Source organism: Hydrogenophaga pseudoflava, from assembly GCF_004353865.1.
Classification (GTDB): domain Bacteria; phylum Pseudomonadota; class Gammaproteobacteria; order Burkholderiales; family Burkholderiaceae_C; genus Hydrogenophaga; species Hydrogenophaga pseudoflava.
In genome coordinates this window covers 2385290-2409097 of record NZ_CP037867.1, presented here as the reverse complement: position 1 = coordinate 2409097, position 23808 = coordinate 2385290, and the positions used below count along the sequence as shown (strand labels likewise).

Here is a 23808-nt window from a genome sequence, read left to right as displayed (position 1 = left end):
GAGTTCCTTCATGTTGTCAGTGGAAAAAACTGGCTGGCCAACAGCCCGGCGAGAGCGCAGGCGCCAAGCAACGGCATCACGCTCACCTTGTAGCGAAACAGCGCCACCGCAGCGCCAGCGGCGATGACGGCCGACACGGTGTCAAAGTGCCCGCCAAAGCCGTGTGGCCAAAGCACGTGGTATGCAAAGAACATCGCTAGGTTCAGGATCACGCCGACCACCGCCGCGGTGATGGCCGAGAGCGGCGCGGTGAAGCCCAGCTTGCCGTGGGTGGCCTCGACTACCGGGCCACCCGCCAGGATGAACACGAACGCCGGCAGGAAGGTGAAAAACGTCACCACCGTGGCCGCCACGGCGCCGCCGAGAAACAGCGCGTCGGGACCGAGCGCTTCTTTGAGCCAGCCACCCACGAAGCCCACAAAGGCCACCACCATGATGAGCGGGCCGGGGGTGGTCTCGCCCAGCGCGAGGCCGTCAATCATTTGCGGGCCGCTGAGCCACTGGTGGGTCTCGACCGCACCCTGGTACACATAGGGCAGCACGGCGTAGGCGCCCCCGAAAGTAAGCAATGCGGCCTTGGTAAAGAACCAGCCCATCAGCGTGAGCGTGCCCTGCAGGCCATTGACGGCCACCAGCAGCGCCATGGCCAGCAGCCAGAGGCCCAGGCCGACGGCGAGCACCTTTGCCAGATGGATGCGCGAGAAACGGGCGTGGGCCGGCGTTGGCGTTTGATCGTCGATCAAGGCGGGTCCATATCCTTGTTTGGCACTGCCATGTCCGCCGCCAAGGGCGAAGACGGCCGGCCAGCGCTGGGCGCCGAAGTGACCGATGAGCGCCGCTGCCAGCACGATGGCGGGGAACGGTGTGTCGAATGCAAAGATCGCCACAAAAGACGCGGCGGCGATGCCCCACATCCAGCGGTTTTTCAGCGCACGGGTTCCGATGCGGTGGGCGGCGTGCAGCACCAGCGCGGTGACGGCGGGCTTGAGCCCGTAGAAGAGCCCGGCCACCAGTGGCACGTCGCCAAAGCGCAGGTAGATCCAGCTCAGGGCGATGAGGATGAACAGCGAGGGCAGCACAAACAGCGCACCCGCCACGATGCCGCCCCAGGTGCGGTGCATCAGCCAGCCGATGTAGATGGCGAGTTGCTGCGCCTCGGGGCCGGGCAGCAGCATGCAGTAGTTCAGCGCGTGCAGGAAGCGCTGTTCGCTGATCCAGCGGCGGCGCTCCACCAGCTCGGTGTGCATGATTGCGATCTGCCCGGCTGGGCCGCCAAAGCTGATGAAGCCGAGCTTGAGCCAGAAGCGGAAGGCCTCGGCAAAGCTCACCGCGGCGGGTGCGGCCAGTGCTTCGATGCCTGGGTTGGCGGATGTGGTTGCGGGGGTCATGTTTCGGTTCCCGTAGAAGGCGAAGGAGCGGCGTACAGGGCATCGAAGACGGCCGCAGCGGCGGCGGCCAGTGCATCGTCGTCGGCGTGCAGCTCGCGAAGTCCGCCCAGCACGCTTTCCAACCCGGCTGCCTCTGGCACCGGAATGCCGCCCGCGTCCAGGTAGTGGACGGCGCTGGCGATGCGCTGCAACCGGGCGTCTGCTTCGAGGCCGAAGGCTGCAATCAGCACCTCGAAGGTGACGCGCGAGCCCACGTGGGTGAACCGGGCACCGTCAAAGTCGAAGCCCAGCGCGCCACGTGGCGTTGTCGGCGCGCCGGTGGCGACGGCGAGCCAGACGAATCGGGCCTGTGAATCGATGAAGCGTCGGATCAGCCAGGCACAGGCCAATCTGTCCACCCAGGGTCGGGCACGAGTGGCCCAGCGCTTGCCCTGGAACTTGCGCATGTCGAGCCGCTCGATGCCGTGATCGAGCTGCGCTTGAGGCTCACCCCGCGAGAACCGGGCATCCAGCGCCTGCCGCAGCGCGTCCATGGTGGACTGCGCCTGTTCGGCGGCAGCGCCGGGGTAGTAGTCGATGCGGCGCAGCGCTTGCAGTGCCTCGGCCACCGCCCTGCCGCGCCGGCGCGCTTCGGTCTCCCCCAGCGTGGGCAGCTCCGCCTGCAGGGCGGTGGCGGTGTCGCGCCACAGCGCATAGGCATCGGCGCGGTCAAACAGCGCCAGCAATTCATCGCGCTGCGCATCATCGTGCGGCGACAGCGACAGCACCATAGCCGACCCTCCATGCTCGCGTACCTCGGCCGCGAGTGGCTCAAACAACGCTGCGTGTTCCGAAGGGAGCAGGTAGGCACCGTCGCGCAAAGCGCCGCAGCCCAGCGTCTTGAGCGCACGCCACACGCGCACCCTCACCGCGTTGGGTTGGGTTGGAAGTGTCAGGATCAATATGGCCAACATGAAGAGAAATATACACCACAAATATTGTTATGGCTATTTCAGATTTGCACGTTGACCGGAAAATTGGCCCAGCGCGAGTTGCCAAGCAGGAAGAGGAGGAATGAGCGGGCGAAGACACATTCAAGCCGCAGCGAACTTGCCAACACCGCCAAGGTGCCTATCCTCAAGCCTCAGCGCGTTCCTCCGCCGGTGAGCCGCAGCGAGTGCTTGGCGAGTACCCAGACTTTGATGCCAAGCGGTCTTGCTCGCGCGTTTCGCCGAGTGCGCGAAGATCAACACCGAGGGCGCTCGATGTCTACACACAGAGTGACTTTGTTCAGGCTTGAAGCGACGACCGCAGTTCCAGGCGCGGCTGTGCAGAGAGGCTGTGTGATAACTCGCAAGGAGCGCGCTCGACACGGGCGGAACTAGCAGCCTTGCCGGTTTTCCCGGATGGGCCGCATCTGCGACCCGTCAGAGTGATCCTGGAGCCCGCTCTGGGCCGCAATTTGGGCCTGCAGCGGCCGCACAGGGCGCCTATGGTCAATTGCCTTCCTCCATCGGCAACCTACCCTCAAGGCGGTAGGGGCTGTTGGTGTGTTGGCGAGTGTGGTGCCCATCCTTGTATTGGTCATCAGACACCTCGTGGTCGGCGCAGGTGCAGTCCTGGGTGTTGGTGCAGTCCTGTCAGCATCAGAAGGGAAGGCGCCGGTAGATCTCGCATATGTCATTCTGGTTGAACGTATGTTCGGTCTTTGGTCCTGTCTCACCGCGTGGCTTTTGTGGCGTGGGCACAGTCTCCTCTGCCTAGATGGGCCTTCCATAACGTGGACCCTGTCAGCTACCGATCTGAGCAGTGAAACTGACAATCCACTTCACCTGCTCCACTCAAATTTCCCCGCCTGTGTATCGCCGCGCCGCGCCGATCACTGCAAGCCCAGAACGATGCCGGTGAGGACAAGGTATCGCCCGAACTTGGCCAGCGTGACCAGCAGCAGAAACACACCGAGCGGTTCACGCATGACGCCAGCCACCACCGTGAGCGGATCGCCGACCACCGGCATCCAGCTCAACAACAGCGTCCACTTGCCATACCGTTGATACCAATGCTGTGCACGCCCCAATGACTCAGGATTGACCGGAAACCAGGACCGCTCGCGGTAGCACTCGATCCCGCGTCCCAACAACCAGTTCACCACAGACCCAAGCACATTGCCCACTGTCGCAACCGCAAGAAGCATCCAGACCGGATAGGCGTCGGTGAGCAACAGTGCCACCAAAACAGCCTCCGAGGCCGTTGGTAACAACGTGGCTGCGACGAACGCACTGAAAAACAATCCGCTGTAGCCACCTAGTTCCGCCATCAGCGCCCAGCGCTGGGCCAGTGGGGGTGCTGGTCATCCACCACAAAGGCATGGGCATGGCGCACACGAACCCCATCGCGAACAGCATCCAGTGTGTGGGCGTGCCCGTGCGGCAAGTCCGGATGCTCGTGTTCGATCACTTCAGGGTCTTGAGATGGCCAAACCATCGTGGTGACCCAGACAGCCAACGCGCCTGCAATGCCCAGGACCACGAACGCTGCTGTCATCCCGAAGCGTGTCCCCAGCCATCCGGCAAGGGGATAGAACAACAACCAGCAGGCATGCGACAACGCAAACTGAGCAGCAAAAAGCGCCGGCCGATCCCCAGCTTGCGCGGACCGCCGCAACAACCGGCCAGAGGGCGTCTGAGCGGTGGAGTAACCCAGACCGAGCACGAACCAAAGGACCATCAGGGAAGTGTGTCCGACCACCAAGTTTCCAGCGAACAGGCCCACCACCATCACTCCGATACCGCCGAGCATGGCTGTGCGGTCACTCCATTTCTCCAACAGGCGCGGCAAGCCCAATGCAGCCACCATGGAGCCGGCACCGAAACTGGCCAAGGCCAGGGCCACTGCGCTCTGGGTCAAGCCAAACCCCGCTTGAACGATGACCACCGTATTGACAAACACCATGGAGCCCGCTGCAGCCACACCCGCACTGATGGCCAGTAGGCCCCGTAGCCGGGGGGTTGCCAGGTAAATGCGCAACCCGCGTGTGGTGCGGTCGTAGATGCCGCGCCGCTGCGAAACCGGAGGCGTCGGAAGCGTCACGGACACCACCAACGCCGCAGAGACCAGGAACCCCACAACAGTGCCAGCAAACAGGTCGTGAAAGCTGACAACCGTGAGCAAGGCGGCCGCCAGCATGGGACTGATCAGGCTTTCCATGTCGTACGCCAGCCTCGAGAGCGACAGAGCCTTGGTGTATTCCTTCTCATCCGGCAGCACATCGGGGATGGTGGCCTGAAAGGTGGGGGTGAAGGCGGCTGATGCCGCCTGCAACACAAAAATCAGCACATACACCTCCCACACCTGGGAAACGAAGGGCAGCAGCAGCGCGACCGCTGCGCGTATCAGATCCAATGCAACCAGCATGGTTCGCCGGGGCAGGCGATCTGCAAAAGCAGCAGCAATGGGTGCCACACCCACATACGCGAGCATCTTGATGGCCAAAGCGGTACCAAGCACCATGCCAGCTTCGTCGCCGGCCAGATCGAAGGCCAGCAGACCCAGTGCCACCGTGGCCAGCCCGGTACCGATCAATGCAATGACCTGCGCGCCAAAAAAATGGCGGTAGGTGCGGTTGGCAAGGATGTCGAGCATGTGGTGGCGCCGGAGAGAAGGATGCTGCAGCTGGCACCTCGGGCTCAGAGATAGCGGGTGATTTCCTTGAACTCGTCCAGGGAATGGCGTTGATCGGCAGGCAATGGACCCACCATGTCTTCAAGGCAGTGATCGAGGTGATCCTGGATAAGGGCTTTTTTGGCTTGCTGGATTGCTTTCTCCACGGCCTGCAGTTGCTGTGCAACATCCAGACATTCACGACCTTCAACCACCATCTCGATGGTGCTTTTCAGGTGACCGCTGGCCCGGCGAAGCCGCTTGATGATGGCGGGATGGGAGGTATGTGTGTGCGGTTGTTTCATTGCAATTTGTATCCCCTTGGGGAGGTTACTATATCGCCTCTCAACAGTCGGCCACAGCAAACATTCATGATCCCGAACCAACCATCCTCCATGCGCCCTTACCGGCCAGCGCTGAGCATGCGATGGCTGGTGCTGGTTGTGATCCTGTTCGGAACCCTCATCTCTTCCGTCGGAAGCATGAACTCTCATGGCCTTGCCGCTCTCGTAGTGGGGTTCCATGGGGCTCCCTCATCAGGGAGCACCTCACACGAGCTTGAGCGGGATCACGGTCATTCCCATGAAGTGGAAGACGACGACCTGGAGATGATGGGGCACGTCGCGCCGCCCGATCACCCCCATCACGGGGCTGATCATTCGCATGACAAGGCCCACGCCCTGCCCACTGCGTGGGAAACGACATCACCACAACTTCCCATTTGGATAGGGGTTGTCAGGCCTTGGGCTGAATTGGTCCAGGGTTCCAGGCTCGAACGTCCGCCCATGGCCTAAGCCCACCTCAGGTTCTCGCTGACTTCTTCCGCTCGTGCGCCGTCTCGCGCAACGAAGCGCTCCCATTTCCATCAGACCACCGGAGTCTTCATGCACAACCATGTTCCCGACAGGTTGCCGCTTTCGCCATGGGCGATCGGGCATCCCCGTCTTTTGTTGCTTTTCACCTCCTTTGTTTGCCTGCTTCTGGGCAGTGCAGAAGCCTTTGCCCACGCCGTCACCGAAGGCGACAAGGGCTATATCCAGGAAATCTCGGGCGTCAATCTGCTGCCCTTCATGTACCTGGGCGCCAAACACATGATGACCGGCTACGACCACATCCTGTTCCTGTTCGGCGTGATCTTCTTCCTCTACCGGCTCCAGCACATCGCCATCTACGTGAGCCTGTTTGCGATAGGTCACTCCACCACCATGATCCTGGGCGTTTACTTCAACGTCGGGATCAACAGCTACCTGATCGACGCCATCATTGGTCTGTCGGTGGTCTACAAGGCCTTGGACAACCTGGGCGCCTTTCAGCGGTGGATGGGGTTCCAGCCCAACACCAAGGTGGCCACGCTCGTGTTCGGTTTGTTTCACGGCTTTGGCCTGGCGACCAAGATCATCGAATACGAAATCTCGCCCGATGGTCTGGTGCCCAACCTGCTCGCCTTCAACGTGGGTGTGGAGATCGGGCAGCTGCTGGCCCTGGCCGTCATCCTGATCGGCATGAGCTACTGGCGCCGCACACCCAGCTTCGCTCGCCACGCCTACACAGCCAACGTCGCAATGATGAGCGCGGGCTTCATTCTGGTGGGCATGCAGCTCACCGGCTACTTCGTATCTTGAAAACCCAAGGAATATTCAGTATGTACAACAGCGATATGCCTACCCGCGCAGAACTGCCTTCGTCAAAGCAGCTTGTGCGCTCCACCATCCTGGCCGCCATATCGGCGGTAGTGCTCTTGGTGGCCATCGTGCTACCAGCCGAGTACGGCATCGATCCCACTGGTATTGGTCGTGTCCTTCGCATGACCGAGATGGGAGAGATCAAGCAACAGCTGGCGGCTGAAGCGGCGGCCGATGCGGCTGCGGCAGCGCCCGCAACGCCGTCTCAACCTGCCGAAGCCATGCCCGACATGGCTTCGGCCAACGCAGCACAACCGCAAGCACCTGCACCTGCGCCAGTTGCTGCGGCTACCGCCGCTCCCAAGGTGCAATGGCGAGACGAGATTCCGTTCACGCTGACCCCAGGCGAAGGAACGGAAATCAAGTTGAAGATGAATGAAGGCGCCAAGGCCCAGTACTCGTGGGTGGTCGAGGGTGGCGAAGTCAATTTCGATACCCACGGCGATGCACCCGGCAAGTCGATCAGCTACGAAAAAGGTCGAGGCGTTCCTGCTGACGAAGGGGTGTTGGAAGCGGCGTTCACAGGCAACCACGGCTGGTACTGGCGTAACCGGGGCAAGGCAGACGTGAAGGTGATCCTGCGCACGAGTGGTGACTACACCGACATCAAACGAATGAAGTGAATGAAGGGCGCTGTGGGCTTGAACGCGGCGCCCGCCTTTCCGAAAGCTCTCCAAACTGCTATGACAAAGACCACATGAAACATCTCAAAAACCTCGTCAAAATTCTTTTAATGATCACCTTCCTCGGCTCGCTCGCAGGCTGCGACAAGCTCGGCCTACTCGGCAAGGAAGATGCGCACGGCCATAGTCACGAGTGATAGTCGAATGGAGCGGTTCTGAAGAAATATACCGACCAACGCCTGAAGGTGACAGCCCATTGGGGTACCCGGTCCTGGAGGCAAAGCAGTCGTACAAGCGTTTGCAGTCCAATGGTCAGAACTGAAAGCAGTTGCTCTTCGGGATGCTTGTCTCGAATGACTCAGACCAGCCTTGACGAGACCCTCAGGTTTCCAACTACGGCTTTGCAGCGGTTGCTGCCGTTCGAGTTTTCAACGTGAATGCCCTTGGCGTGCCGGATTGCGATCACTCCTATTCATGCATCGTGGTAATGCGCAGAGACAGGTTTCAGGCGCGCAGTTGACATTGCTAGAGAGTTGACAACAGCGTGCAGAGATCTGCAAGCTCGACGAGCAAGACTGCAGCAGCATCAAGCATGGTGCGATCAATCACCTGGGCGTGTCGCCAGCGTTGATGGCTTACCGCGAGCACAAGGCCATGCTGGGCAAGACTTAGGCCGGCGAGAAGTTCCCGGCGGTTGTGATGATGGGGGCTGGCTGGATGGTGGTCCCCGACATCAAACCAGGCAAGTGATGGTGAGTGGCTGACCCGCCCTGGGTCAGCCACTCAGTCGGGATCGCTGTTTGCAGGTGATCCCGTCCTTTTTGTCAGTTGGCGCAGCAGCGCTGTGGCCAACCAGCCATCACTTTGATCCACCCGAAGCCTTGGCCACGTAGGCCGCCAGGGCGGCAATTTGCGCATCACTGAGTTTGCCGTTGTAGGACGGCATCTGCCCAATCCCGTTGCGCAGCGCGGTGGCCACGCGCTTGGCATCGGGCTTGAGCTCGTCCAGGCTGGGGCCCACGGCGCCTTCGGCTCCCGCGTCCTTGAGCGCATGGCACAGGGCGCAGGCAGGCACCGCGCCTTGGCCGAACAACACCTTGCCTTGTTGAAGTTGCGCGGCATCGTCGGCGGCGTGCACGGGCAGCACTGTGAATGCCAACGACCACAGGGCAGCGACCAACGCGTGTTTTTGGATTGTGCGCTTCATGCCACGCTCACTTTCACGGCGTGGTCGGCCCAGCTGGTGTTGTTGTAGCCGCCCGCGTTTTCCATGCGTTGTTCGGGCTGCACGTTGCCTGCGGTGTCGGTGGCTCGGCTCGCCAGGGTGAACTGGCCCGCCGGCAGGCGTGCCGCAAAAACAAACTGCCGCCACGCAAAGCGGCCGAGGTCGGGCCCCACCATGCGCGCGAGCTGCCAGGTTTTTCCGCCGTCCAGAGAAACCTCGACCTTGGCCACCGCGTTCATGCCGCCAAACGCCACGCCATGGATCTGTGTGTCACCCGCTTTAAGCGGGGCGCCGTCCGTGCCGGGACCGTTGATCCACGACTTCACCGTCATTTCCTGCACCGATGGCTGCGACGGGTCGCCCTTCGCGCCGGGCGGTGAAATGCGGTAGCCGTGCGACATGATGCGTGCGTCGGTCTCCTGAGCGGTGAAGGCCAGGCGTTTGACGTACTTGATGTTGTTCACGCCCGTGTAACCCGGCACGATCAAGCGCAGTGGGCCGCCGTGGGCCAGCGAAATCGGCACACCGTTCATTTCCCAGGCCAGCAGGGCATCGGCGAGTGCGGCAGCAGGCACCGAGCGTTCCACGATCACGCTCTTGGGGTCCAGTCCATCGGGGAGTTTTTCGCCGCCTGTGCCGGTGAGGTAGGCCATGCCGGCCTCCACGCCGCCCAGGGCATCCACCACCCAGCGCACCGGCACACCGCTCCACACCACACAGCCTGCTGCGCCCACTTGCCAAGGCGTTCCACTGGGCTTGTTGGGGAAGTAGCCGCGTCCGTTGCCAGAGCATTGCAACACCATCGCCGTGGTCTCGATGCCCATGCGCTTGAGGTCGCCCAGCGTGAGTTTGCGCGGGTTCTTCACCCCCTCGATGTTGATCTCCCAGGCATCGCGGTTGCCCAGGATCGAGACGTCGGGCGCGGGCAGGTTGTTGCGGATGTAGAGCTGCTCGGACGGCGTGATTACGCTGGTGCCGAACACACTGCGCTTGGTCTCAATGGTGGTGCTGCTGTGCACGATCAGGCTGGCCGGGTCCTTCCAGCCCACGTACGCTGGCAGAGGCTTGGCAGCACCGGCCACGGCGACGGGCGCGGTCTCACCAGCAGCGGCTGCGGTGCGGCCAAAGCTGGCCAGACCAACGGCAGCCAAAGCAGCGCCGCTGCCGGCCAGCAGGTGGCGCCGGGGGAGCGAGGTGGGTTGTTGGTTCATTTCTGGGGTCTCCGGTGGTTGGGCGTCGTGCGCCGGTTGGGGTGAAAGGGGTGAGCGGTTGATTCGTTGACAGGGACGCGGTGCCTCAGCCTGGCCCGGACACGGGAGGTGCCTGCAGTGCCGTCTGCGCGACCGCCAGTGCCTTCTTTTTCTGGGCCACCAGCAACAAGGGCTTGCCCTCGCGCGAGCGGATCACCTTCCAGTGCACGTTGCTCCACCAGCCGCTGGCCTCGCGCAGGTCCACAGGCTGGTCAAAGGCATACACCGTCACCATGCCGCCCTTCTCGAAGAACGTGGTGAGGTGGTAAGCGAGGTGACCTTCGATATCGCATGGCCGCATGAGTTGGGGAAACCCGGGCACCACGTTGGCGTCCCGCATGCCCAGGTGCATGAGCAACTGGCGCTGCTCCATGAAACTGCCCCGCAAGCTGCGCTCGTGGTATTCGTGGTCGATCGCGTCGCGCACCATCGCTGGCGGTCGCACGGCGAGCACCCCGCCGCTGGTGCCACCGGCCAGCAAAAGCGCCGCCAGAAAACGCTGCAAGCCGCGTCGCGCCAGCAGCGGCTGCGGCTTTCGGTACAGGTGTGCCGGTGCGTCGCTGGCCTCGAAGGCGATCGCCAACTCGGCGCGCGCGCGCAAATCGAATTCGCTGTCGGGCAGGAAAGGCGCGTCGGTATCGGGGCTCATGTCTTGGTCCTGCGAAACGGGGTAACGTTGACATCGGCCTTGGGTGTCGCAGGTACCCCCATGGCCAGCTTCAAAGCGTCGCGCGCACGGGCTAAGCGCGACAACACCGTGCCGGGCGCGATCTCCAGCGCCTCGGCGATCTGGGCGGTGGGCATGTCGTCGAAATAAAACAGCACCAGCACCTCGCGGTGGATGGGCGCCAGGCGCGCGAGCGCCTTGACGACATCGAGTTTGTCGTCCAGCCCCGCGTCGGGCGCCGCTTGCTCGGGCTGCTCTTCATCGTCCAGCGACTGCATGCTGGGTGCGGCCTGGCGAAAGGCGGCGCGGCGCATGATCTGAAAGAGCCAAGCCCGTGCCAGCGCAGCGTCGCGCAGTTGCTCCCGGTGCTTCCAGGCGTTGGCAAAACAGTCTTGCACCACGTCTTCGGCAATGGCGCGCGAACCAGTGAGCGCCCACGCACTGCGCAGCAAAAAACGGTAGTGCTCACGCACCCATTGGTTATAGCGGGACTCGGCAGACTGGAACAGCATGGTGATCAAGAGCGCTGCGTGGCTTGGTTCATTCCGTGGCGCTCATCGGTACTTTCCCTAGGGCTGTCGATCAAGGCCCCCGCGTCCCACCCAGCGACGGAAATTCCGCTTCCGCACCTTTGGCTGTGCGCTGCTGCAGGGTGTGCAGTCGGCGTTGCATGCTCTGGATCTCCACCGTCTGCCCGGCAATGATTTCCTCGGCCAACTGCCGGGTGACAGGATCGCGCCCATGCTGCAACACCAGCCGCGCCATGTCCACAGCGCCGGCGTGGTGCGGAATCATCATCGCCAGAAAGTCCTGGTCGGCCTGGCCTGCGTAGCCCGGGCTGTGCATGGCCTGCATCATGCGGGCCATCGATTCGTCCATATCCCGCTGGAATGCGCTGGTGTGCGCGGCGCTGGCGCCGTGGCTGGTGTGCGCGCCGCTCATGCCGTCTGGCCCTTCTCGCCCACACGCACGTAGACGAGGTTGATGCTCTTTTTGTTGCGCAGCGCGCCAGAGGGCAGCGTCAGATTGCCCAGGGGGATCTGCGCAATGAAGGTCGGGCGCAGCGGGTCGCTCACATCAAATGCACTGCACACGGTCTGGCCCGCGTTGGGCGTGCCGGGCAGCTCGTCCTGTTCGTGGGCCACATACAGCAGCGTGTTCTCGGGGTTGGTCCACAACCCGTGCGACTCGCGGCCACGGCTGGAGAAGGTGCCCACCACCTTGCGCTGTCCGCCCGGAGCGCTGCGGTCGATGATGGCGATCGGGCTCGACGCCACGCCGCCGGGGCCACCATCGTCGATGCGCGCCAGGCTGGCATAGACCACGCTGCCGCGCGCATTGCGCACGAACTCAACGTGGTTGGGCCGAGCGCCCATGCCGAGTGGCACGGTGTCGATCAGGTCGAAGCCACCCTGCGTCGAGCGGCAAGACACCGCATCAGCCAGCTTGTGCGAGAACCACACCTCGGCACCGTCGGGTGTGGTCTTCATGAAGGGCGTGAAGCCGGGTTTGTCCTGTGCGCTGATGTCCAGCGTGGTCAGCCGCTGCGGTTGGCTGTGGCCATCCGCGCCGGGGTTGACGCGGAACACGTCGATCTTCGACACCTTCTGGCTGGCCACAAAGGCCAACGTACCCTCACGGTTGAACCACACCTGCGCCGGGCCGCTCAGTGTGGGCAGGTATTGGCGAACCGCGCTGGAGCCCGGGCTGTCGGCCCCCTTGAGCTGGCGAACGGCACGATCGACGCCGACGATGGCAATGCGGTCTTCACCGCGCAGCGTGACCCACAGCTCGCGGCCGTTGCGCGTGAAAGTGGGCTCGTGCGGTTCGCGGCCCAGCAGCAGGCCACTACTCAGGCGCTCGGGGTTGGTGGTGGGCCCAGACGCAGGGTTGGGTGTGTTGCCGATGACGCGGCGCTGCTCGGCGTCGATCAGATAAATGTTGCTGGAGCCGCGCCCGCTGGTGGCCAGCAGCCGGCCGTCGGGCGACGGCACCGCGCCGTGGGCGTCGATGCAGCCGTGGTACAGCGGCTTGTGGATCATCGCCGCGTGTGTCGGCGCCACGCCGGCGGTGACGTAGCGAAATGGAGGCCGCGGGTCTTCGTCGAAGCTGGTCAGGTTGATCGTGCTCTCGACGGTGTTCGTCTTCGGATCGATGACGACCAGCGTGTTGGAGTCTTCATTGGTGATGAAGACGCGGTCGCGCGGGTCGATGCCGGTGGCTGCGGCTCCCGCTGAAGCGCCGGACGGGGCCTGGGCATGTGCTGCGGGCAGCGCGCTGGCTGCCGCGGCGGCCAGGGTGTACTTGAGAATGTCGCGGCGTTGGGTGGTCATGTGTGCTTTCTGAGTTGGTGTGGAGAGTGATCGCTTGGGTCGTTAGCCGGCAGCCGCCGATGAACCACTGCCCAGCGCTTGCTTCAGGTCAAGAGCGCGGCTCAGGCCGTTTCATTCCCTGGCGCGAGCCGACAGCGCGTCGCGCCGACGCCGCCCTGGCCTTCAGCGCGGGGTGCCAAGTTGCCGATAGACCTCGGCCGACACCTGCGCCAGCACGCTGCGGTCGGCGTCGGACGACAGGGCGTAGCCGAAGGGACCGTCGACCCAGTAGAAGACATTGACCGCACCTTCGCGTGCGAAGCGGAAGGCCGTGTCTGTGTTCTTCACGCCGGCCTGCAGTGCCTTGTCCGGCCCCGCGGCACTGCCCACGTCGGCGACATCGTTGGACACGTACAGCGTCAGTTTGCTGCCGAGCTCGTTGCGGTACATGAACTGCGCAACCGGCCCCTGGCCACCCGGCAACAGGCGCCCGCCTTCCAGCGTGTAGCCCTGGGCCTGCAGGTGCGGCGGCTTCATCGGCGCGCCCATGCGCTTGGACAGCCATGCCACCAACTGGTCCTCGTGCGCCGCGTCCACCTCGACCGGGCGGCGCGCGTCGGGACTGTATACCGCGTGAGCCACCGCCGCGCGCTGCGCGAAGCCGCCCGCTGACGCCAGCGTCAGGCCGCGCTCGGCGGGTGCCGCGGCGGCCATGCGGCCGGCATCGTCGCCCCCCGCGGGCAGGCCGCCCCGCAAGCCCCAGCCAGTCGCGCCGCTGATGACGGCGATGGCGATCCCAGCGGCCAGGCGCTGGAGGTACCAAGGCGTCTGCGGCACGGCGCGCGGGCGCGCCGATTTCAGCAGGCGCTGCGGCGGCTGTTCATCCAGCACGGGATCGAGCAAGGCGTGCAGTTTGCGCTTCTGCGCCCGGTAGGCCTCCAGGCGCTGCGCGTCTTCAGGGCGTGCGGCCAGATAAGCGGCGATCTCGACCTGGCGCTCAGCGGGCAGGCGGCCATCAACGAACGCATGCAGGTCGGCCTCGGTGACCGGGGGAATGGACGGTGGCGGACGGTCGGTATTCATGGGTTGCTTCGCAATATATTCATTTGACGACTTTCAGCCGCACCGGTTCTGCGCGGCCTTCCATCAGGCCGCGCAGGCGCTCACGGCCTCGCGACAGGCGCGACATCACGGTGCCGATGGGGATACCCAGGGCCTGCGCCACATCGGCATAGGCCATGTCTTCCAGCGTCACCAGAAGAAGCACTTCCTTCTGCTCGACGGGCAGCAAGTCCAGTGCAGCCTGCAGATCCAGTACAGCCAGCCTGTCGGTTTGTGTCGGCGCCACCGGCACTTCGGGCGTGTCGTCGTCCATGGTCACGGTGTGCAGCCTGGGACGGCGCACGCCATCGACGTGCAGGTTGTGCATGATGCTGAAGAGCCAGGCGCGCATGTCGGCCACGCCGCCCCACAGGTTCGACTTGGCCCAGGCCCGCTCCAGCGTGTCCTGCACCAGATCGTCGGCGTCGTCACGGTTGTTCACCAGCGCGCGCGAATAGCGGCGCAGGCGCGGCACCCAGCTCAGGAGGCTTGCGTCGTCTTGCATCGGGGGGTCGTGGCCTGAGGGACTGGACGGAAGTCGACAGCAAATGTCATTCCTTGATGATGTGCCAGACGTCTTTGAAGTTGTCGCCGGCGCGGTCGCCGGGCTTCTGGTCGGCCTGGTAGGTGTAGACCGGCTTGCCCTTGTAGGCCCACTGGCGCGCACCGTCGTCGCGCATGACGATCGTGTATGCACCGGCGGGTTGGTCGCTGGCGGCGGCCATCGCGGGCGGCCACAGCGCGGCGCAGCCGCCGTTGCAGGTGCTCTTGCCGCTGCCTGCCACGTCCTTGTCGAAGGTGTAGAGCGTCATGCCCTTGGCGTCGACCAGCGCGCCGTTGGCGAGCTTGGCCGGCGCGTCGGCAGCCATAGCGCCGGTGAGTGGTGCCGCGAAGGAAGCCGCTGTGATCAGCAGCGCGGCCAGAGTCGAAAGGTGCTTCATGGGGTTGTCCTTTAGGGTCTGGTGGAGAGTAGCCACGCTGCGTGCCGTTCAGTAAGCCGCAGCCACCGCCAGCTTGGGGTCGATCTGCCAGGTTTCACTGACGATCTTGCCTTCACGGAACGTCAGCACGTAGCGCACCTTGATGGGCATCTTGCCTTCGAAGACGACGTTGGCCGAGACGGTGGCGCCCTTGGGGTTGGCCGATTCTTCAATCTGGCCGACTGTGAGCTTCAGTGGGCCGACGGCCTTGCCGAACTTCTCCCAGGTGCCGCGAATGGCATCGGTGGTGGCATAGGTGCCGTCGAGTGGGCCGCCTACCCAGTTCAGCTGGGCCTGGTCGGCATAGGCACGCATGACGATCTGGGTGTCGCCCGAGGCGATGGCCTGGAAGTGCGTGCGGGCGTCGTCGCTGGGGGCGGCGAAGGCGCTGCCGGAGGCGAGCGTCAGGGCGGTGGCGGCGAAAGCGAAAGTCTTGAACATTGTGGGCTCCGATGAAGGGTTGGTGTGAAGTGAAGGGGGGTGAGTGCGGGACGAAGGGTCAGATAGGTCCCGACAAAAGAGCAGACGGCGTCGGCATGCGGTCTATTCCAGAGCGTGCAAAGAAATTTAGGGTCAGGGCCCTGGGCCGTGAATTCGAGGCTTCAGCCCAGCAGGGCCGGCACCCAGCGGTTGATGAGCGCGCCTCCGACGATGAGCCAGCCGAACAAGATCAACGCCAGCAGCAGCGGCTTGGCCCCGGCCTTGCGAATGGCGCCGATGTGCGTGGCCAGGCCGAGCGCAGCCATCGCCATCGCCAGCAGCGCGGTGTCAATCTCGGTCGTCACTGCCACCACCGACGCCGGCAGCCATTGCAGCGAATTGAGCAACACGACCGCGACGAAGCCGAAGGCGAACCAGGGCACAGCGAGTTGACCCTTGGCGTGAGCATGCTCTGCCTCCACTAGGGCTTGCAGGGTGCTGTCGCGCGCCAGCCAAGCCGACAGCATCACCAGGAACGGCGCCAGCATCATTACTCGAACCATCTTCGCGATGACGGCCGAGTTGGCTGCGTCCGGGCCCACCGAACGTGCTGCGGCCACCACCTGGGCCACCTCGTGGATGGTCGATCCGACGTAGATGCCGAACCCGTTGGCGCCGCCGGGGATCAGCGCCCAGTGCCGGTTCAGCTCGAACAGCGCCGGGTACAGGAAGATCGCCAGCGTGCCGAACACCACCACCGTGGCCACCGCCACCGTGACCTGCTCGGCGCGCGCCTTGACCACCGGCTCGGCGGCCATCACCGCAGCAGCGCCGCAGATGGCACTGCCAGCGCCGATCAGCATCGCCGTCTTGCGCTCCAGGCCCAGCCAGCGCGTGCCGATGAGGCAGGCCAGTGCGAAGGTCGAACCCAATATCATCGCGTCGATGGCGACACCAGCGATGCCGACATGGTCAATGTCCTGCACGGTGAGCCGCAGGCCGTACAGCACCACGCCCAGGCGAAGCAGGTTCTGCTTGGAGAAGTTGACGCCGGCGCCGCTGGCTACCGCCAAGCGCGGGGCCCACGGGTAAACCGTGTTGCCCACGATCATGCCCAGCACGATGGCCAGCGTCAGCGCACTGAAGCCATGGTCCTGCAGCCAGGCGATGCGGCCCAGCGCGATACCGGTGGCAGCCAAGGCGCCGCTCAGGGCCAGGCCGGGGAGCATGCGTGCGAAAGCCGATGCAGAGGCCAATGTGCGTGGCTCAGGAAGTACGTTGATGGTCATGCTGCTTGCCTCCGGTTGAAGTTCGTGAGGACAAAGCTTCCGGCTTCATGGATGACCCGTCAAACGGGTTGTATCGCTAAGATGTACCCATCTAATCGCTTTGCAAACGAATCCGCCATGAATACCCTTCGCCTCACGCTGCGACAGCTGCAGATCTTCGTGGCGGTTGCGCGCAGCGGCACTACCACGGCAGCCAGCGCCGAGATTGCGCTGTCGCAGTCGGCCACCAGCTCGGCCGTGAATGAACTTGAGCGGCTGCTGTCGCTGCGCCTGTTCGACCGCGCGGGCAAGCGCCTGCTGCTCAACGACAACGGCCGTGCGTTACTGCCGCGGGCCCTGGCGCTGCTGGACGGTGCCGCCGGCATCGAGCTGATGTCCCGCGATGGCAGCGCCCAGGCGCAGTCGCTGCGCATCGGCGCCAGCACCACCATCGGCAACTATGTGCTGCCCAGGCTGCTGGCCCGTTTTGTCGCAGCGCAACCGGGCCATGCCAGTGCCTGGCGCTCAAAGGTCGTGATCGGAAACACGGCGGCCATCTGTGACGCGGTCGCTGCGTTTGAACTGGACGTGGGCCTGATCGAAGGGCCTTGCCACCAAGCGGCGCTGGCCGTCACGCCATGGCACCAGGACGAGATGGTGGTCGTTACATCGCCTGACAGCGCGTGGGCACGAATGAGCCTGGCCGGCGAGCGGGTGCCAATGCGGACACTGCGTGAAGGGGTCTGGCTGTTGCGTGAGTCGGGCTCGGGAACGCGCGAGGCCACCGACCAAAGTCTGCTGCCCCACTTGCGCTCCTACCGTCGAAGCATCGAGCTGGGAAGTTCGGAGGCGATCAAACATGCGGCCGAGGCGGGTATGGGGGTGGCCTGCCTTTCGTCGTGGGTCGTGAGCGACGCTTTGGAGGCCGGCCGCCTGTGCCGCATCTCCACGACCTTGCCGCGGCAGCTCCGACAATCTCACCTGGTCGTGCATCGCGACAAACAGCCCACCGCTTCGCTGCTGGCATTTGTCGACCAGGTATTTGGCGCCGAGAACACGGCGCCATGAAATGTGACTCCATCGAGGTCAGGCCTGAGCAGCTCGCCAGTCGGCGCTCAAAGTTTATCCACGCACCTTCAACGAGATTCACGGCAGGCTCACCTGCACAAATGCCGGATGCGGATGGCGACGTCAAGACTGCCGCATATCCACATACCGCGCGCGATGTCTTGGGCATTGCGATCCAACGGCCACCCCTTGTTTCCTTCTTTATTTGCGGCGAGAGCAATGATCAGAATGTTGCAACAGCATCAGGTCAAAGTGAACTATTGCCCGTCTATCACGCACTTTGAGGAGCACAGGGAACCCGGGTGGCGGGTATTGCGCTACGGACACTGAAGGACCAAAAGAAGTGATTCGCCCTCCCTGGTGGCGCTTGAAGAAGGCCTGCCCATGGTCCAGAACACCGTTTCGTCCGTGACGCAAAGGGCCATTCCAGAACTTTGCACTTCGCTACAGTGCCGAACGACCGGTACAGGTAATCGATCGGTCGCTTGAGATCCTGACCGGTAAGCGACCGCTTGCGTTGGCGCCCATGGACTCTGCCGTCGAACCTAAGTGGCAGCAATCAGCCTTCAACCGACCTTGAACAGCCAGATCTCAGCGGCTGTTCGTGGCCGGGTGCGACTGGTCACCATTGGAATCCCCGGCCCGTGTGCGGCGTTCTCTTGTTCATCGTACGCCGCGGTGTAGCGCCCCGTGCCAGTTCTACGAGTTCGAACGGCGCGGCGTCGGTGAGAGCGGTATCACTGTTCCGACCGTGCCCACCCTGGCCTTGAACGACGTGTTTTCCGCCATGAGCACCTCGTTGATCGATGCCAACCTGGCGACGTCGGCGCGCAAGGCCTTGACCTCGCCGTTCAGCTCCCGAACCCTAGCCCGAAGTGCCTTGAACTCCAGGGTCTTCTCGTCGCGCGATGCGCGCTCGCCCCGCCCCATCGCTTCGCGGATCGCGGTGGCCAGGCTGGGGTAGTGGTTATGAATGAGCGCTGCCGTCACGCCCGCCTCGCGAGCAACTGCGGCGATGCTCAACCGCTTGGCCTTTGTCCGGGAGCGACCACGCTGGATGCGCGACAGCGCCAGCCGCAACTCGCGCTCACGGACCTCGGCCGTCTTGCGATCAATACTCACGCTTCCTCCGGATCCTGCCCGAGCGCCGCAAGCACACTACGGCAGCGCTGGCGGTCGCGTTGCACAAGCGCCTGCCCGCTTGGGCCAATGTCGTCGCGATCGGTCACCTCCTTAAGGTGGTCGTAGAGCCCACGATACAGCGGCGCGTGGCGCCTCCCGACAACCGCGTGATCGCAGTCGGCGCAGCGCGTGGGTTCGATGTCGTTGCCGACGCACTGGTTGTCGCTGGCCGTGCACCATGCGTGCCCATTGCTGCGGATGCCGGTACTGTCGGCCAGGCAGCGCACCATCTGCGCATGGCTCTTAAATAGCGCCACTGGCGCCGTTGCCCGCCAGGCCATGATGTTGCGTCCATAGCCGCCCGCCAACGGTTCGTCGGGCTTGAGCCAAGAACCGACGGCCTCCACCTTGATGTCCTGGATCTCTCGCTCGATCTCGCTATAGAGCGCGATTTCCTGTGACTCGTTGAGTGCGTAGCCCAGTGTCATGTCCATCGCCCAATGCTTGAAGTGTTCGCGAAGGCACCTGAGGTCACCGAACTGACTGCGCGCGGCGTAGTTGGCGAACTTGCGACGGAATTGGTGCGAAGCCAGGGCCCAGGTGATGCCATGCTTCGCAGCAAACGCCTTCAGCGAGAGGTTGCACATCGATGATGAGACGGTTCGGACCTGGTTGCCCTTGAGTGGCGTCGCGGCAAGGAACACGGCGCGCGCGTGTCGCCGCGCCTCGGTGATCTCGGAGTCGAGCGGGTCTACTGCTTGTCGGGCTGTGATTTCGGCCTCGATCGCGGCTTGGTACGGCCGCGCCCAGCGCTCCATCAACCGCAGCGCGGTCACGGCGGCCTCAGGGACCATCCACTCTGTGTGGCCCTCATCGGTCTTGGTGGACTGCGACCGCAACCACCAGTAGACCTCCGCGGCGTCGCTTGGACGGTCCGGGTCGACCGGGGTGCTGTAGCAGGAGCCGGATTGCACGAAGGCGAGTTCGTGGTTGCGGCATCCGCTGAGGCTGGCTACCACGATGTAGCAGGCCGCGCGCAGTTCGAGCACAGCCATGTTGAACTTTTCGGATCCACCCGACCATCCGTGCTCTCTTAGATAGCGAGGCTTCGCGTACCGGCTCGCACCATCGCGCCGTGCAACCTCTTCGATTTCGTCGCGCAGGTCGAGCAGCGCAGCGCCTCGCTCAACCGCCGCCCAGGCGTGCTGGAACAGCGCCGTAAGAACCTCATCGGGCATCAGCGGCGTGGTGCCCTCACGACGATCGGTCTCTAGCCCCGATCGGCCAGCCAAGTGGCTGAACGAGGTGCTGGGCCAGGGGTGCGATGGCATCGCGTCGTCGGTATGCTGGCTGAGCTCGTACAGCGCTTCCACCACCGCTAGACGATGGCTCAGGGACGCGGCATTCAACGGAGCACCGGGCCGCGCCGATCGCTCCCGCTGCCTGTGCCGCTTGCAAACCTCGACGTACAACGCGCAAACCGCGGGCGTCACATCGACCAAGCGGCCGATGCCCAGCTGATCGAGGTGCAACAGAAACGGGCGTGCATCACCCACGAGCTTCACGACGCTGCGGTGCGACGGCAGTTTCTTGCCCTCTCGCCCGCGGCGCAGGTAGCGGTAGACGATCGCCTTCATCGAACTGCGCAGTCGCGCCGGAAGGGTGCTGAAATCGATGAAGAGCTGGCTCGACTGCTTGTTGGTGGGCTGGCCGAAAAAGCGCCAGCGGTCGTCGCCGTAGCGGCTCAAGACCAACCAATGCCCGTTGACCATCCGGGCGGACACGACCAAGGCGTCGCGTTCTTCCGACGTTTGACCACGGACGACATCGGTCTGCATTTCAAGCCACATCCGCGCGCAGGCGCCACTCATTCCAAAGCCTCCAGATCACTGAGGATTGTCGGGCCAGCCCAGAAAGGGTGCGGGTCATGCCGAGCGCGTTCCCGCGCGGCATCGACTTGGGTTGGCGTGAAGAAGTTGCCCGCCAAGCCGGCCGCAATGACGTCGCGCTCGATAAGTCGGGGGATATGGGCCAGTTGCTGGTGCCACCTGCGTGGATCTGTCCGCGGCCGCTCACGCAGCACACGCCAGTAGAACGAGAAAAGGCGCCACAGGTCATCGCCTGTGACCACATAGTTGCGGCAACGCAGGCAGTTCAGGAAGCTGCGACAGAGCGCGCCATCATGCTTCGGCGCAAACTCGCCCGTCGTGATGTCGGAGCATCGGCCGACCGGCGTTCGCTCAGTAGCGCCGAGCGTGCCTGAACGCAACTCGTCGACCAGGCACTGCCCCATGAATTGCCAGTTCCGCTGGGACGCCTCGCCGGGGCGCAGGTAGTATCGTTCAGTGATGTGTGGATGGTTGCCCGCAGCCGCCGCGGTGGCCACAAGATCTCCCTCCAGAATCTCGTGAATCCTGTTCACGAAGGTCTTGCGCAGTCGACCAACGTTGAGCCTCAAAGGCTGGCCGCCTGCGTCCTGAAGTTGGTGATCAGCCACCAGCTTACCGATCGCTTGGCGAAGCGAGCTGGAAGTCAACGCTGTAATGGTGCCGGGTTCGTCGATCCGTCGCGATCGATAGATCCACAGGCGTTCACGCAGCGCGGTGGGGGCCTCCTGGCGCAGAGGCCCGGTCAGTTCGATCACACGGTGAATCAGCTGTGTGACGGTGGGGCGCAACGTCGATGTCGATTCGGCGGTTCGGTCGTTTGACCGAGCCGAGCGCAGCGCCACTTTGTAAGTCGTATGCCCGCGACGCTTGTGCAGCACGAGGAACATGGCGCCTTGCTTCGGATGGGCACGTAAGCAGTCCACTGGCATCTCGAGCAACGGCGTCGTATTACGCCCGGTGTGTAAGGCCACAATTAACAGCGCGTAGGCGAGCAATGTGCCGGTGGGCTCGTCATCGCCACTCAATAGAGGCATCACCGCCGTCTTCACGGCGGCCGCGAACGCCTGACGCTGCGTTCGGGGAAGTGGCGCTTCCGCCTTGCCGTGTCGACCGCTGCCGGGCATCGGATTGCTCGGGAAGGTGGCTTCGTCACCGGAGTCCACCAGCGTGAACAGGCCCCGGCGGCCTAGCGCTAGCAGCACGGACTTCACTAGGCTGTAGCGCAAGTGCTGGGTACTCCTGGATAATTCCCCGTCGCGAAGGTAGAGCAAGTAGCCGTCCACCGTGTCTCGCGTGATGTCGGCGAGCGTCAGCGGTCTAGTCATCGCGGCGCTGTGCGCTGCCAGGTAATGGAAAAAGTGCCGCAGTCCCTCCGCGCAGTACGCGATGATCGTTGTCACCTCGACATCGGCATCGCGCTTGTCGAGGAAGCGTTCGATCTGCTGCTGACACGCCAGCACGATGGGGTCAATGCCCAGGCGATACCAAGGCGCGAAGTCGAAGCTGCGGCGCGTGCTGGCGCTCTGACCAAACTCGACGACGGTCTTCCTCGGTCGGCTGGAGGCTTCGGACCATTCGATGTCGGCTGGGCCCTCAGCCTGGGCCCGCACGAGAGCGGTCTTCACGAAGACTTTGCGCTTGCCCATCAGCCGACCTGCGCCTCTTCATCGAGCTCGGCATCGTAGGTGAGGACGGCCTCGTCGGCCAGTTCGGTAACCAGGTGCAAGTAAATCATCGTCGTTTGGATCGACGCATGCCCGAGCTGTCGTTGCACGAAGACCAGGGGCTCGATGCGGTTGCTGCCGCGGTGGCGCTGTAGGGCGATGAGGGTATGGGTGGCGTAGGTATGCCTCAGGAGGTGTGTCCAGACCTGAAGCCCGGCCCTCTCGCCAATGAGCCTGACGATGCGGTCGATGCTCTTGCCGTCGGCACTGAAGGGTTCGCCGGACTGGTTGAGCAGCAGCGGCTCGTGGCGATGCGACGTCAGCGATGCGCGAAAGCCACGGACAAGCACCGCGTAGTGATTCATCTCCTTCATCAGCGCTCGTTCAATGTAGATGTCGCGGGCCTTGTCGCCCTTGGTCTTTATGCCGTGACCGTCACGCGGGTCGAGGCGCACGCGGATGTTCCTCCCGGGTCGACCGGCCAGGTCGGGGTCGAAGACGTACGCCCGTGGGAAGGTGGCCAGTTCCGCCTTGCGCATACCGGTGCCCAGCGCGAGGCGGACAAGCGTACGGTGGTGTGGGTTGGCTGCGGTAGCCAGCAGGGCCTGCACCTCGAACTGCGTGAGGAACTTCGGGGCGGGCTTGTGGAGCCGCGGCATGACATCGCGCACCTGCATGCTGTCTCCGGCCTGTACATGACGAAGGAAGCCGCCGTGACCTCGACGGGTGCGTCCTTCGTAACCAAAGGGCAGTTCTGCGATCCAGCTTTGGCGATGCGCAAACGCATAGAACTCGCACACGTACAGCAGCCGGCTGCGCACAGTGGATCGAGCGAGACCGGCGACCTTGAAGCAGTAGTCCCGGTAGGCCGCGATGAACGACCGGGCTGCGCCGGCTGCCACGTCGTTCCAGATCAGCTCGTGCGCCTGCAGGAAGCTGAAGTAGTCGTACAGGGCTCGACCCGTGCTCGCCCAGGACTTGGACGAGCCGATCGCGCCGCGTAGGAGGTAATAGCGATAGAACTGGTTGACCTCACGGCAGCTGCGCATGTCATCCCACAGCAGGATCGGGAAGCCCGGATAGGATTGACGACCAATGAGGAAGTCAGTGTTGGCCGTGATCAGGCGCATCACAGGCCCGTGCCGCGAAGCATCGCCACCGCGTGGTTGAAGTCCACGCAAAACAGGTGCATGACCAAGTCGATGGCGCCGCCGCCGCCGCGGCTAGCCCGCGTATCGAAGAACCGCGGGCCCGTGCAAAGCAGCTCGAAGTCGAAGCCGGCGACACCGACCTGCCAGCGAGTTGCCTGTCGGCACTCGCGTGGAACAAAGGTCTTGTCCTGCTTCACATGGTCGGCAAGCTCTCGCAAGACCACGACGCAATCCAGCCCTCGCCAATGATCAAGTAGCAAGTTATCAACAGGTCTGCGGCGCATTGGTTACCTCCCCCGGACCCCCTCCGGCTACTCGTCTCATAGAGACGAATTCAAGATACTCCAGTTGCTAACTGT

General features: G+C 63.7%; 26 protein-coding genes. 5 read left to right on the top strand and 21 right to left on the bottom strand.

From position 1 onward, the window contains the following. Window positions 1-8 precede the first annotated feature (8 nt). The 5 genes from chrA to HPF_RS24215 form a co-directional block, all read right to left on the bottom strand. Window positions 9-1388, bottom strand: coding sequence for a chromate efflux transporter (gene chrA, locus HPF_RS11615; protein ID WP_133156674.1), 1380 nt, complete (start codon window positions 1386-1388; stop codon window positions 9-11). Continuing rightward, window positions 1385-2341, bottom strand: coding sequence for a chromate resistance protein ChrB domain-containing protein (locus HPF_RS11610; protein WP_133156673.1), 957 nt, complete (start codon window positions 2339-2341; stop codon window positions 1385-1387). The genes chrA and HPF_RS11610 overlap by 4 nt, the downstream gene beginning before the upstream one ends. 905 nt (window positions 2342-3246) lie before the next feature. Continuing rightward, the gene (locus HPF_RS11605; RefSeq protein WP_133156672.1) at window positions 3247-3684 is read right to left on the bottom strand and encodes a YqaA family protein; all 438 of its coding nucleotides are present in this window, start codon (window positions 3682-3684) and stop codon (window positions 3247-3249) included. Beyond that, a complete protein-coding gene (locus HPF_RS11600; RefSeq protein ID WP_133156671.1) occupies window positions 3684-5009 on the bottom strand; it encodes an MFS transporter in 1326 nt (441 codons plus the stop codon). Before HPF_RS11600 ends, HPF_RS11605 begins: the two co-directional genes overlap by 1 nt. A gap of 44 nt (window positions 5010-5053) precedes the next feature. Next, window positions 5054-5551 carry a metal-sensing transcriptional repressor gene (locus HPF_RS24215; protein WP_481808305.1) on the bottom strand — a complete coding sequence of 166 codons (498 nt, stop codon included), beginning with the start codon at window positions 5549-5551 and terminating at the stop codon, window positions 5054-5056. 426 nt (window positions 5552-5977) lie between these two features. On the opposite strand from HPF_RS24215, the gene HPF_RS11590 reads away from it, so the two are divergent. The 3 genes from HPF_RS11590 (at window position 5978) to HPF_RS24070 (ending at window position 7529) form a co-directional block, all read left to right on the top strand. Next, entirely contained in the window at window positions 5978-6649 is a 672-nt protein-coding gene (locus HPF_RS11590) for a HupE/UreJ family protein (protein ID WP_243721736.1), read from the top strand. Then, window positions 6646-7332, top strand: coding sequence for a transmembrane anchor protein (locus HPF_RS11585; RefSeq protein ID WP_341785659.1), 687 nt, complete (start codon window positions 6646-6648; stop codon window positions 7330-7332). Before HPF_RS11590 ends, HPF_RS11585 begins: the two co-directional genes overlap by 4 nt. Before the next feature lie 74 nt (window positions 7333-7406). Next, window positions 7407-7529 carry a hypothetical protein gene (locus tag HPF_RS24070; RefSeq protein WP_279512610.1) on the top strand — a complete coding sequence of 41 codons (123 nt, stop codon included), beginning with the start codon at window positions 7407-7409 and terminating at the stop codon, window positions 7527-7529. Between the two features lie 662 nt (window positions 7530-8191). On the opposite strand, the gene sorU is transcribed toward HPF_RS24070, so the two are convergent. The 11 genes from sorU to HPF_RS11530 all read right to left on the bottom strand — a co-directional run bounded on the left by sorU (window position 8192) and on the right by HPF_RS11530 (window position 16576). Beyond that, window positions 8192-8539, bottom strand: a complete 348-nt coding sequence (sorU, locus tag HPF_RS11580) for a SorU family sulfite dehydrogenase c-type cytochrome subunit (RefSeq protein ID WP_008904214.1) — start codon at window positions 8537-8539, stop codon at window positions 8192-8194. Then, on the bottom strand, window positions 8536-9768 hold the full coding sequence (sorT, locus tag HPF_RS11575; protein ID WP_008904213.1) for a SorT family sulfite dehydrogenase catalytic subunit: 1233 nt from the start codon (window positions 9766-9768) through the stop codon (window positions 8536-8538). The genes sorU and sorT overlap by 4 nt, the downstream gene beginning before the upstream one ends. An 85-nt stretch (window positions 9769-9853) precedes the next feature. Beyond that, window positions 9854-10456 (bottom strand): hypothetical protein, encoded by a 603-nt coding sequence (locus HPF_RS11570; protein ID WP_008904212.1) that lies wholly within the window; start codon window positions 10454-10456, stop codon window positions 9854-9856. Continuing rightward, the gene (locus HPF_RS11565) at window positions 10453-10986 is read right to left on the bottom strand and encodes an RNA polymerase sigma factor (RefSeq protein WP_165961764.1); all 534 of its coding nucleotides are present in this window, start codon (window positions 10984-10986) and stop codon (window positions 10453-10455) included. The genes HPF_RS11570 and HPF_RS11565 overlap by 4 nt, the downstream gene beginning before the upstream one ends. Window positions 10987-11056: 70 nt before the next feature. After that, window positions 11057-11416, bottom strand: coding sequence for a DUF305 domain-containing protein (locus tag HPF_RS11560; RefSeq protein WP_008904210.1), 360 nt, complete (start codon window positions 11414-11416; stop codon window positions 11057-11059). Beyond that, window positions 11413-12807: a YncE family protein gene (locus tag HPF_RS11555; protein WP_062405660.1), complete on the bottom strand. Its 1395-nt coding sequence runs from the start codon at window positions 12805-12807 to the stop codon at window positions 11413-11415. The genes HPF_RS11560 and HPF_RS11555 overlap by 4 nt, the downstream gene beginning before the upstream one ends. Before the next feature lie 162 nt (window positions 12808-12969). Beyond that, window positions 12970-13869, bottom strand: a complete 900-nt coding sequence (locus HPF_RS11550) for an anti-sigma factor family protein (protein WP_067513519.1) — start codon at window positions 13867-13869, stop codon at window positions 12970-12972. Between the two features lie 19 nt (window positions 13870-13888). After that, window positions 13889-14392: an RNA polymerase sigma factor gene (locus HPF_RS11545; protein ID WP_008904230.1), complete on the bottom strand. Its 504-nt coding sequence runs from the start codon at window positions 14390-14392 to the stop codon at window positions 13889-13891. 46 nt (window positions 14393-14438) lie between these two features. Continuing rightward, window positions 14439-14756 (bottom strand): COG4315 family predicted lipoprotein, encoded by a 318-nt coding sequence (locus tag HPF_RS11540; protein WP_231624607.1) that lies wholly within the window; start codon window positions 14754-14756, stop codon window positions 14439-14441. A 120-nt stretch (window positions 14757-14876) separates the two neighbouring features. Then, the gene (locus HPF_RS11535) at window positions 14877-15308 is read right to left on the bottom strand and encodes a nuclear transport factor 2 family protein (RefSeq protein WP_008904227.1); all 432 of its coding nucleotides are present in this window, start codon (window positions 15306-15308) and stop codon (window positions 14877-14879) included. 161 nt (window positions 15309-15469) lie between these two features. Further along, window positions 15470-16576, bottom strand: a complete 1107-nt coding sequence (locus HPF_RS11530; RefSeq protein WP_008904226.1) for a YeiH family protein — start codon at window positions 16574-16576, stop codon at window positions 15470-15472. A gap of 117 nt (window positions 16577-16693) precedes the next feature. Here HPF_RS11530 and HPF_RS11525 point away from each other — a divergent pair, with 117 nt between their 5' ends. Further along, window positions 16694-17623 carry a LysR family transcriptional regulator gene (locus tag HPF_RS11525; RefSeq protein ID WP_008904225.1) on the top strand — a complete coding sequence of 310 codons (930 nt, stop codon included), beginning with the start codon at window positions 16694-16696 and terminating at the stop codon, window positions 17621-17623. Beyond that, complete coding sequence (locus HPF_RS11520; RefSeq protein ID WP_133156668.1) at window positions 17620-17907, top strand: hypothetical protein; 288 nt, start codon at window positions 17620-17622, stop codon at window positions 17905-17907. The genes HPF_RS11525 and HPF_RS11520 overlap by 4 nt, the downstream gene beginning before the upstream one ends. A gap of 415 nt (window positions 17908-18322) precedes the next feature. Here HPF_RS11520 and HPF_RS11515 read toward each other — a convergent pair whose 3' ends face one another. From HPF_RS11515 to HPF_RS11495, 5 genes are read right to left on the bottom strand one after another with little or no spacing between them, the layout of a single operon-like run. Then, window positions 18323-18745 (bottom strand): TetR family transcriptional regulator, encoded by a 423-nt coding sequence (locus HPF_RS11515; protein ID WP_133156667.1) that lies wholly within the window; start codon window positions 18743-18745, stop codon window positions 18323-18325. Next, the gene (locus HPF_RS11510) at window positions 18742-20616 is read right to left on the bottom strand and encodes a site-specific integrase (protein WP_133156666.1); all 1875 of its coding nucleotides are present in this window, start codon (window positions 20614-20616) and stop codon (window positions 18742-18744) included. Before HPF_RS11510 ends, HPF_RS11515 begins: the two co-directional genes overlap by 4 nt. Beyond that, a complete protein-coding gene (locus HPF_RS11505; RefSeq protein ID WP_133156665.1) occupies window positions 20613-22280 on the bottom strand; it encodes a site-specific integrase in 1668 nt (555 codons plus the stop codon). Before HPF_RS11505 ends, HPF_RS11510 begins: the two co-directional genes overlap by 4 nt. Continuing rightward, a complete protein-coding gene (locus HPF_RS11500; protein ID WP_133156664.1) occupies window positions 22280-23428 on the bottom strand; it encodes a tyrosine-type recombinase/integrase in 1149 nt (382 codons plus the stop codon). Before HPF_RS11500 ends, HPF_RS11505 begins: the two co-directional genes overlap by 1 nt. Continuing rightward, complete coding sequence (locus HPF_RS11495) at window positions 23428-23733, bottom strand: hypothetical protein (RefSeq protein WP_133156663.1); 306 nt, start codon at window positions 23731-23733, stop codon at window positions 23428-23430. The genes HPF_RS11500 and HPF_RS11495 overlap by 1 nt, the downstream gene beginning before the upstream one ends. Window positions 23734-23808: the final 75 nt, after the last annotated feature.